The organism is Streptomyces sp. NPDC008092 (genome assembly GCF_042957285.1).
In the GTDB taxonomy this organism is placed as follows: Bacteria; Actinomycetota; Actinomycetes; order Streptomycetales; family Streptomycetaceae; genus Streptomyces.
Genome location: NZ_JBIBHY010000033.1, coordinates 21,952 through 30,632 on the forward strand (window position 1 = coordinate 21,952; position 8,681 = coordinate 30,632).

The window sequence follows — 8,681 nt, forward strand, 5'->3', positions numbered from 1 at the left end:
CACCACTGGCACACCACACAGACGTGAGGACCAGGCCGCCATGGCGATCGACTTCTCCTTGGACCCGCACCTGGACGAACTGAGGGCGCGTACCCGCGCCTTCGTACGAGACCAGATCATCCCCGCAGAGCTCGAGTTCCTGCGCCGAAGCGGATCGCCCGATGAGGAGCTACGCCGTGAACTCCAGCATCAGGCACGTCAGGCGGGCCTGTTCGCGCCGACCGTACCGGCCGAACTCGGAGGCCTCGGCCTGGACATGCGCGAACAGGCGGCTGTTCTCGAGGAAACCGGATACAGCCTGCTCGGCCCGCTCGCACTCAACTGCGCAGCCCCGGACGAAGGCAACATGCACCTGCTCCACGTCGTCGCCACCGAAGAGCAACGCAGGCGATATCTGGAGCCACTCGCCGCAGGCACCGTGCGTTCCTGCTTCGCCATGACCGAGCCCGCCCCGGGCGCCGGCTCCGACCCCGCTCAACTACGCACCACCGCACGCCGCACGGCCACGGGCTGGGTCATCGACGGGCACAAGTGGTTCATCACCGGCCTCGACGGAGCCGACTTCGCCATCGTCATGGCCCGAACCGGAGGCGACGACGACGCTCCCCGGACGACGATGTTCCTGGTCCCCTCCGACACCCCTGGCTTCCGAATGATCCGGCACGTGCCGTCGCTGGACGCGGGATTCATCGGCGGCCACTGCGAGTTGGAGTTCGACGAGTGCGAGATCGGCGACGACTCCGTCCTCGGAGAGGTCGGCAGAGGCTTCCACTACGCGCAGGTACGGCTGGCTCCCGCCCGCCTCACGCACTGCATGCGCTGGCTCGGGCTCGCCCGTCGCTCCCAGGACATCGCCGTCCGGTACGCGAGCTCCCGGAGCGCTTTCGGCAACCGTCTCGGTGAACTCGGCATGGTGCAACAGCTCATCGCAGACTCCGAGATCGACATGGCCGGCTCGCGCACGTTGATCGCCCACGCGGCCTGGACGCTCGACACCGGAGGCTCGGGCAAGCACGAGACCTCGATCACCAAGACCTTCGTCGCCGAGGCGATCAACCGAGTGGTCGACCGCGCGATCCAGATCTGCGGCGCCTCCGGTGTCTCCGGCGACCTCCCGCTGGGGGCTTACCTGCGCGAGGTACGGGCCTTCCGGATCTACGACGGCCCCTCCGAAGTGCACCGTTGGTCCATCGCACGGCGCGTCCTGCGAGCCGCTGAGCTGGAGGGTGCCTGAGCCCTCCCCTCCCGGCAACATTCGACTGCCGCTGGCGGCTCTCCGAGGCTCACGTACTTCAGGACCGCCGCTACCTGACGGCTCGCACGATCTACAGTGGTTGAACCCATCTCACCTGCAGCGCCTGCGACTTGCACGACGGCTGCGCGGTTCGGTGCTGCGGGACCGGCCATGAAGCCGGGGTGGCCCGGCTTCTTCACCAATCATTTCGATGAGCTGGGTGGCGGCCGTGCCCGGTCCTGTTGCGACGGGGCACGGACACCGAGGAGTCGTTGCTATCGAGGCGCCATCCGGATCGCCCCGTCCAGTCGGATGGTCTCGCCGTTGAGCATGGGATTGGCCACGATGTGCGCCGCGAGCTCGGCGTACTCCTTCGGATCGCCGAGGCGACTGGGGTGCGGGACCTGTGAACCGAGCGACTTGATGGCCTCGGCCGGCAGAGAGTCGAACAGGGGAGTGTGGAACAGGCCAGGGGCGATGGTCATCACACGGATCTTCAGGTCCGCGAGATCGCGGGCGATCGGAAGGGTCATGCCGACAATGCCACCCTTGGAAGCCGAGTAGGCGGCCTGGCCGACTTGGCCGTCGAAGGCGGCGACGGACGCCGTGTTGATGATGACGCCGCGCTCCTCGCCGATCTGCTCGGCACCGGCCATGTGCGCGGCGGCGAGACGGATGACGTTGAAGGTACCTATCAGGTTGACCTGAATGATCTTCGTGAAGTCGGCCAGTGGGAAAGCGCCCTTCTTGCCGAACGTCCTGATGGCGTTGCCGATTCCGGCGCAGTTCACGACGGTACGCAGGGTACCCAGCGAGGCGGCCACTTCCAGGGCCGCGCTGACGTCCTGCTCGTCGGTGACGTCCGCGGGCGAGAACAGGGCTTGCTTGTCGAAGCTCTCTGCGACCTCCGCACCCTTGGAGGAGGGCAGGTCGACGATGACGACCTTGCTGCCCAGGTCGATGAGCTTGCGTACGGTGGCAAGGCCGAGGCCGGACGCCCCTCCGGTGACGAGTGCGACGCTGCCGGTGATGTCCACGACGGATTCCTCTTCTATGTCGCTCGGTGATCTGGTGTCAGATTCGTTCGATGATGGTTGCGTTGGCCATGCCGCCGCCCTCGCACATGGTCTGCAGACCGAAGCGGCCGCCGATCGCCTCCAAGTGGTTGAGCAGCGTGGTCAGCAGGCGGCCGCCGGAGGCACCCAGAGGATGGCCGAGGGCGATCGCTCCGCCTCGCGGGTTGAGCTTCTCGGGATCGCCGCCGATCTCCTGCTGCCACAGCAGAGGCACCGGCGCGAACGCCTCGTTGACCTCGTAGGCGTCGATGTCGTCGATGGCCAGGCGCGCGCGGGCGAGGACCTGTTGCGTGGCCGGCACGACGCCGGTGAGCATCAGCAACGGATCGCTGCCGGTGACCGCGAACGAGTGGAAGCGCGCCCGCGGGCGCAGGCCGAGTGCCGCCGCTCGCTCCTCGCTCATGATCAGCACGGCGGAGGCGCCATCGGTGAGGGGTGAGGAGTTGCCGGGAGTGATACGCCAGTCGATCTCCGGGAAGCGGCGGCCGATCTCCTCATCGCGGAAGGACGGCGTGAGTGCGCTCAGCCCCTCCGTCGTCGTACCCGGGCGCACCGTCTCGTCGACGGCCAGGGTGCGTTCCGCGCCATCCGACTCCCGTACGGTCACCGGGACGATCTCGTTGTCGAAGCCGCCCGATCGCGCTGTCGCGGACGCGCGTGCATGGGAGCGTGCGGAGTAGGCGTCGATCGCATCCCGGTCGAACTTCCAGCGGGCGGCTATGAGTTCGGCGGAGATTCCCTGGTGGACCAGGCCTTCCGGGTAACGTGCCGCCACAGCTGGGCCGAAGGCGTCCCTGCCCTGTGTGGCGAAGCCCATGGGCACACGGCTCATCGACTCCGCCCCGCAGGCGATCGCGATGTCGTAGGCGCCCGCGATCACACCCTGTGCGGCGAAGTTCGCGGCCTGTTGGCTGGACCCGCACTGCCGGTCGATGGTGGTGCCCGGCACTCTCTCGGGGAAACCGGCGCCGAGTACGGCACTGCGCGCGATGTTCAGGGCCTGCTCACCGGCCTGGCCCACGCAACCGGCGATGACGTCGTCGACCGACCCGGGGTCGAGGCCGTTGCGGGTGATCAGGGCACGCAGCACTCCGGACAGCAGCTCGGCCGGGTGCAAGCCCGACAGCTGACCGCCGGGCTTGCCCCGGCCTGACGGCGTACGCACGGCGTCGACGATGACGGCATTCGTCATGCTGGGCCCCTTCGGTAGGCTGTATATCGAGCGATAGATAGATGCCCATGGCAAGGTACGGCTCGCTCGGTCGGACCGTCAACCGTGGTCCGTAGTGGTCGGCCCGGTTCTTCGTGTCCGAGGTCGCCTCTGTCCCTCGCGGGCGGGTTTGCCCGTCAAGGAGGAGGTGCGACGCTTGCTCGCTGGGCCGGCGGCGCCAGCCCTGTGATCCGGCCATCCCTGTAGTCTCCGTTGAGGCGGAGCATCGGCAAGCTTGCCTACCAGCAGGTTCTGAAGGAGAGGCGTGTGGCACGGCAGACGCCGCGGACGAAGCAATCCAACCGGATGCAGCGGGAGGAGGCCGGGCTCGGGTTCGAGCCCGACCCGGGCCCGAACTGGCGCCGATATGAGGAACGGGAGCTCTCCCCCTTCCTCGAAGCGGCTCTGGAGGAGTTCGGTGCGCACGGCTACCACGGCGGTTCGGTACGTGCCATCGCGAACCGGGTCGGAGTCACCCTTCCCACCCTGTACTACCACCACGAGAGCAAGCAGAACCTGCTCGTCACGCTGCTCATGGGGTCGATGCACGACGTCCTCGTCCGCTGTCGCAACGCTCTGGAGGAGGCCGGTGAACGCCCTGAGGACCAGGTGGCGAACATCGTGGAGTGCATTGTCCTCTACATGACCCACAGGCATCGGCTTGCCTTCCTCGACAAGGAGATCGACAACCTGGAGCCGGGGAACCGCGAGCGGTACCGGGCGCAGCGCGAGGAACTCTCGGTCATCCTCCGCCGTGTCACCCTCGACGGCATCGAGGACGGCGTGTTCGCCACGCCCTACCCGACGGAGGCCGTCCGCGCCGTCCTGTCGATGTGCCAGGCCGTGGCCACCTGGTTCCGGCCTGAGGGCCTGCTGACAGAGACCGAGGTTGCTCACCGCTACGTTGCGATTGCCCTTGACACCCTCGGGTTCCGCCGCCGCAGCAAGGGCACAGGGGTGCCGGGGCGCGCGTGACCCCCGTGGCGCCAATGGTCCGCGACCTTGCCTGGTTGCGGACTCCGGTTGGACTCGGTCAGAGGGAGATCATGAGCCTGGAGTCGGCGTTCGCGCCGGCCGCCGGCCGACGATGTCCGTAAGCCGGCCCGTCGGCGCTGATGCACTTGTGCAGCACCTTGACCTCGGCCGACTTCGATGACGGCGCAGACCCGCTCGGCCTTGCGTGCGCCATCTCCCGCTCCTCCTCGTCCACGCCGCGACCGCCCGAGTCGAACGCCGAACGGCGCATTGGATCAAGGACTCGTCCTTGACAACAGCACACTATCTATCGATCGTTAGAACATTGGTCGCTCCGACCGGATCGGAGGTGCACAACATGGCAGGACCGCTGACCGGCCTGCGCGTGATCGAACTGGCGGGCATCGGGCCAGGACCCCACGCGGCGATGATCCTCGCCGACCTCGGTGCGAATGTGATCCGCATCGAGCGGCCCGACGCGCAGAAAGGGTCTGCATCGCGCAAGACCGATCCGCTGCTACGTGGCCGCCGTTCGCTGATCGCCGACCTCAAGGAACCGGCGGACCGCGATCTGGCACTGCGCTTGGTCAGGAAGGCCGACGTGTTCTTGGAGGGCTACCGCCCCGGTGTTGCGGAGCGGCTCGGGGTCGGGCCGGACGACTGCCATGAGGTCAATCCTCGTCTGGTGTATGGGCGCATGACCGGGTGGGGGCAGGACGGGCCGCTCGCGAAGCGCGCTGGCCACGACATCAACTACATATCCCTGACCGGGGCGTTGCATGTCATTGGCCGCCCCGGGGAGCGCCCGGTTCCACCGCTGAATCTTGTCGGGGACTTCGGAGGCGGGTCGATGCTCCTGCTCGCCGGCGTGCTGTCGGCTCTGTGGGAGCGTGAGAGGTCGGGGCTGGGCCAGGTCGTCGATGCTGCCATGGTCGACGGCACGGGCATCCTGCTGCAGATGCTCTGGGCGATGCGCGGACAGGGCGCCTGGGGCGAGCGCGGAACCAACCTCCTTGACGGCGGAGCCCCGTTCTACGACACCTATGTGTGCGGAGACGGCCGGTATGTCGCCGTGGGCGCCATCGAGCCGGCGTTCTACCGGGCGCTGCTGACCGGCCTCGACCTCGACCCCGCTGGACTTCCGGACCAGCTCGACCAGTTGGCTTGGCCGGAGCTGCGGGCTGCCTTCACGCGGACGTTCCTGTCACGGCCGCGGAACCACTGGGCCAAGGTGTTCGCCGACACCGATGCTTGCGTGACCCCGGTACTGGAGCCCGACGAGGTGCCGGGCCATCCGCACCTCGCCGCCCGCAACACGATGGTGGAACTGGACGGCATTCTCCAGGCGGCGCCGGCACCCCGCTTCTCCCGCACGAGCCCCGCCCTACCCACACCCCCCGCCGAGCGCACAGTCGACCCCGAGGCCGTACTCGCGGACTGGCAGGCCTGAAAGGGCAGACATGACAAGCCCATCGGATGTCCTCATCGAGCAGCACGACAGCGTCGTGCGTGTGACGTTCAACCGTCCCGACCGGCTGAACGCGCTCACCTCCGACATGCTCACCCGATCGGCCGAGGCCGTCGAGAAGTGCGGAGACGACCCCGGCACACGGCTGATCGTCCTCACCGGATCTGGACGAGCTTTCAGCTCGGGAGCCGACCTGGCCGACGGAGACCGCCGCAATGACCGCCCCAGCGCCAGGATCGACGCCGCCAACCGGCTCATCCGCGCACTGCGTGCCGTGCCCAGGCCGGTACTCGCTGCGGTCAACGGCCCTGCTGCGGGCGTCGGCTGCTCCCTGGCACTCGCTGCGGATGTTGCCATCGCCCAGGAGTCGGCCTACTTCCTGCTGGCCTTCGCCAATGTCGGCCTCATGCCCGACGGCGGCGCAACGGCACTTCTTCCAGCGGCCGTCGGCCGGGCACGGGCCCTGAGCATGGCCATGCTTCCCGAACGTGTGCCGGCACGTGCCGCCGTCGAGTGGGGCTTGATCGCTCAGGCCGTACCCGACGGCGAATTCGCGACCGAGTCGGAGCGGCTCATCTCACGGCTGGCCCACGGACCGACGAAGGCATACGCCCAGACCAAGCGTGCGATCAACGCCACTGCACTGCCGCAGCTCGAACAGGCACTGGCGCTTGAACGAGAAGGCCAGTGCGCGCTCTTCGGGACTGCCGACCACGCCGCAGGCGTCGCCGCCTTCGAGGCCAAGCGCATGCCCGAGTTCCTCGGCGAGTGACGGGAGCGGCGCCGGCTACCGCCAAGACAGGGACCGGGTCGAGCAGCCAGGCCGCCCGCCACATCCTCACGGAGAACACCAGCCGGACCGAACGGGCCAAGCCGTCGGTCATCTTCGTCTCCAACACCGGAGACAAGCTCAACGTCGACGCCTTCTGGCCCACGCAGCGTGCGGCAAACGCTTCCGCCGGACGGCTGGGCGCGCCGGCCACCGCCATCACCCATGAGGAGCAACCCATGTCCGAGACCCCCACCCGCCCGGTGCTGGAGCCTGCCGCGGCAGCCTTCGCAGAGGCCAACGCGAACCCGCCGTACCTGTTCGACCTTGGCCCGGCCGAAGGCCGAAAGGCGGTCAACGAGGTCCAGTCCGGCGAGATCAGCAAGCCGGAGATCGCTGAGGAGTGGGTGACCGTCCCCGGCGGCCCCACCGGATCGGTCAGGACTCGCATCGTGCGCCCTGTCGGCGTTCAGGGGGTGCTGCCGGTGATCATCTACATCCACGGTGCCGGGTGGGTGTTCGGCAACGCCCACACCCACGACCGGCTGGTGCGCGAACTGGCGGTCGGCACCGGCGCCGCGGTCGTCTTCCCTGAGTACGACCTGTCCCCCGAGGCCCGTTACCCGGTCGCCATCGAGCAGAACTACGCCGTCGCCCGCTGGATCGTCACCACCGGCGCCGCGAGGAACCTGGACGCCACCCGCATCGCCGTGGCCGGCGACTCCGTCGGCGGGAACATGACCGCCGCGCTGACCCTGATGGCCAAGGAGCGCGACGACGTCCCCCTGGTGCAGCAGGTGCTGTTCTACCCGGTCACCGACGCCAGTTTCGACACCGCCTCGTACCACGAGTTCGCCACGGGCTACTTCCTGCGTCGCGACGCCATGCAGTGGTTCTGGGACCAGTACACGCCCAACGAGAGTGAGCGCACCCAGATCACAGCCTCCCCGCTGCGCGCCACCACCGAGCAGCTCACCGGGCTGCCCCCGGCTCTGGTCATTACCGGCGAGGCCGACGTGCTTCGCGACGAGGGCGAGGCCTACGCGGGCAAGCTCCGCGGGGCCGGCGTCCCGGTCACCGCCGTCCGCTACCAGGGCATCATCCACGACTTCGTCATGCTCAACGCCCTGCGGGACACCCATGCAGCCGAGGCCGCCATCACCCAGGCCATCGCCACGCTGCGCGACGTCCTGGGCACCAACTGACCATGTAGCACCCGCCCGACCTGATCCACCTGCAACCAGCAAGCGCTCATGCACGGTTGGTTTCGGGAGCGAGTCTTGTGCCGAGGCTTCGCCCAGTCGCAGCTAGAGAAGGTGCTCGGCGTCGGCTTCTTCGTGAACACGTACAGCAGGGATCGTGATGGAGACGGAACAGGTGATTGGAAGGCACGTGCTCTATCCACTGAGCTATGGGGGCTGAGCTGCGTAAACGCAGCTCACGGGCGCTGTCCTCCAGGTCGCGGGGGACGCATGAGGGAATCCCGGTTTTCCGGTGACCGGGGGACGCGGGCGCTCCCCGATCAGGCTGCACGCAGGGTCTCACATCATCTTCACGTTCCCGAAGCCTCTTGCGGAAACAATCCCGCACCTCATCGGCGTTTGTGATCTCCGAGCCGAGGAGGGGAAGGTGTCGGGCCTGAAGCTGTTCCGCACGGACACGACCAATAGCGGCATGACCGAGGTCATGCCGCATCTTGCCGAGATCGAGGCCGATGTGCAGGGTCTCGTCGAGGCGCACATGGAGACGCTGCTGGGTATCCGGTTCCTGGCGAGCGAGTACAGCACCGGGCCGGTCCACAGGGGCCGGATCGATTCGCTCGGGCTGGACGAGAACGGATCGCCGGTCATCGTGGAGTTTACCGACCGCCCGTAGTCCTGCCCGTGATGTCCGTCTGGGACTGTGACCAGCACGTCCTGGGCTTGTTTACCGACCGTGTCCGGGACGTC

At 67.9% G+C, this 8,681-nt stretch carries 8 protein-coding genes and 1 pseudogene; 6 read left to right on the top strand and 3 right to left on the bottom strand.

Annotation, left to right across the window (positions count from 1 at the left end; genetic code table 11):
- Positions 1–40: 40 nt before the first annotated feature.
- Positions 41–1,234 (top strand): acyl-CoA dehydrogenase family protein, encoded by a 1,194-nt coding sequence (locus tag ACFZB3_RS49690; RefSeq protein ID WP_391390460.1) that lies wholly within the window; start codon positions 41–43, stop codon positions 1,232–1,234.
- 275 nt (positions 1,235–1,509) lie between these two features.
- On the opposite strand, the gene ACFZB3_RS49695 is transcribed toward ACFZB3_RS49690, so the two are convergent.
- The gene (locus ACFZB3_RS49695) at positions 1,510–2,271 is read right to left on the bottom strand and encodes an SDR family NAD(P)-dependent oxidoreductase (RefSeq protein WP_391390462.1); all 762 of its coding nucleotides are present in this window, start codon (positions 2,269–2,271) and stop codon (positions 1,510–1,512) included.
- A gap of 37 nt (positions 2,272–2,308) precedes the next feature.
- Positions 2,309–3,502 carry an acetyl-CoA C-acyltransferase gene (locus ACFZB3_RS49700; protein ID WP_391390464.1) on the bottom strand — a complete coding sequence of 398 codons (1,194 nt, stop codon included), beginning with the start codon at positions 3,500–3,502 and terminating at the stop codon, positions 2,309–2,311.
- 285 nt (positions 3,503–3,787) lie between these two features.
- Here ACFZB3_RS49700 and ACFZB3_RS49705 point away from each other — a divergent pair, with 285 nt between their 5' ends.
- Positions 3,788–4,495 (top strand): TetR family transcriptional regulator, encoded by a 708-nt coding sequence (locus tag ACFZB3_RS49705; RefSeq protein WP_391390465.1) that lies wholly within the window; start codon positions 3,788–3,790, stop codon positions 4,493–4,495.
- Between the two features lie 58 nt (positions 4,496–4,553).
- Here ACFZB3_RS49705 and ACFZB3_RS49710 read toward each other — a convergent pair whose 3' ends face one another.
- Positions 4,554–4,730: a hypothetical protein gene (locus ACFZB3_RS49710; RefSeq protein WP_391390467.1), complete on the bottom strand. Its 177-nt coding sequence runs from the start codon at positions 4,728–4,730 to the stop codon at positions 4,554–4,556.
- Between the two features lie 123 nt (positions 4,731–4,853).
- Between ACFZB3_RS49710 and ACFZB3_RS49715 the strand changes: the two genes are divergently transcribed.
- The 4 genes and pseudogenes from ACFZB3_RS49715 to ACFZB3_RS49730 form a co-directional block, all read left to right on the top strand.
- Positions 4,854–5,945, top strand: coding sequence for a CoA transferase (locus ACFZB3_RS49715; RefSeq protein ID WP_391390469.1), 1,092 nt, complete (start codon positions 4,854–4,856; stop codon positions 5,943–5,945).
- A 10-nt stretch (positions 5,946–5,955) separates the two neighbouring features.
- Positions 5,956–6,735 carry an enoyl-CoA hydratase-related protein gene (locus ACFZB3_RS49720; protein ID WP_391390472.1) on the top strand — a complete coding sequence of 260 codons (780 nt, stop codon included), beginning with the start codon at positions 5,956–5,958 and terminating at the stop codon, positions 6,733–6,735.
- Between the two features lie 236 nt (positions 6,736–6,971).
- Positions 6,972–7,937 carry an alpha/beta hydrolase fold domain-containing protein gene (locus tag ACFZB3_RS49725; protein WP_391390474.1) on the top strand — a complete coding sequence of 322 codons (966 nt, stop codon included), beginning with the start codon at positions 6,972–6,974 and terminating at the stop codon, positions 7,935–7,937.
- Positions 7,938–8,361: 424 nt separating this feature from the next.
- Positions 8,362–8,592: pseudogene (locus tag ACFZB3_RS49730) on the top strand (transporter); the annotation flags it as partial.
- Positions 8,593–8,681: the final 89 nt, after the last annotated feature.

Coding starts and splice junctions, on each gene's coding strand:
- ACFZB3_RS49690 (WP_391390460.1), top strand. CDS start 41: ATGGCGATCGACTTCTCCTTGGACCCGCACCTGGACGAACTGAGGGCG.
- ACFZB3_RS49700 (WP_391390464.1), bottom strand. CDS start 3,502: ATGACGAATGCCGTCATCGTCGACGCCGTGCGTACGCCGTCAGGCCGG.
- ACFZB3_RS49715 (WP_391390469.1), top strand. CDS start 4,854: ATGGCAGGACCGCTGACCGGCCTGCGCGTGATCGAACTGGCGGGCATC.
- ACFZB3_RS49720 (WP_391390472.1), top strand. CDS start 5,956: ATGACAAGCCCATCGGATGTCCTCATCGAGCAGCACGACAGCGTCGTG.
- ACFZB3_RS49725 (WP_391390474.1), top strand. CDS start 6,972: ATGTCCGAGACCCCCACCCGCCCGGTGCTGGAGCCTGCCGCGGCAGCC.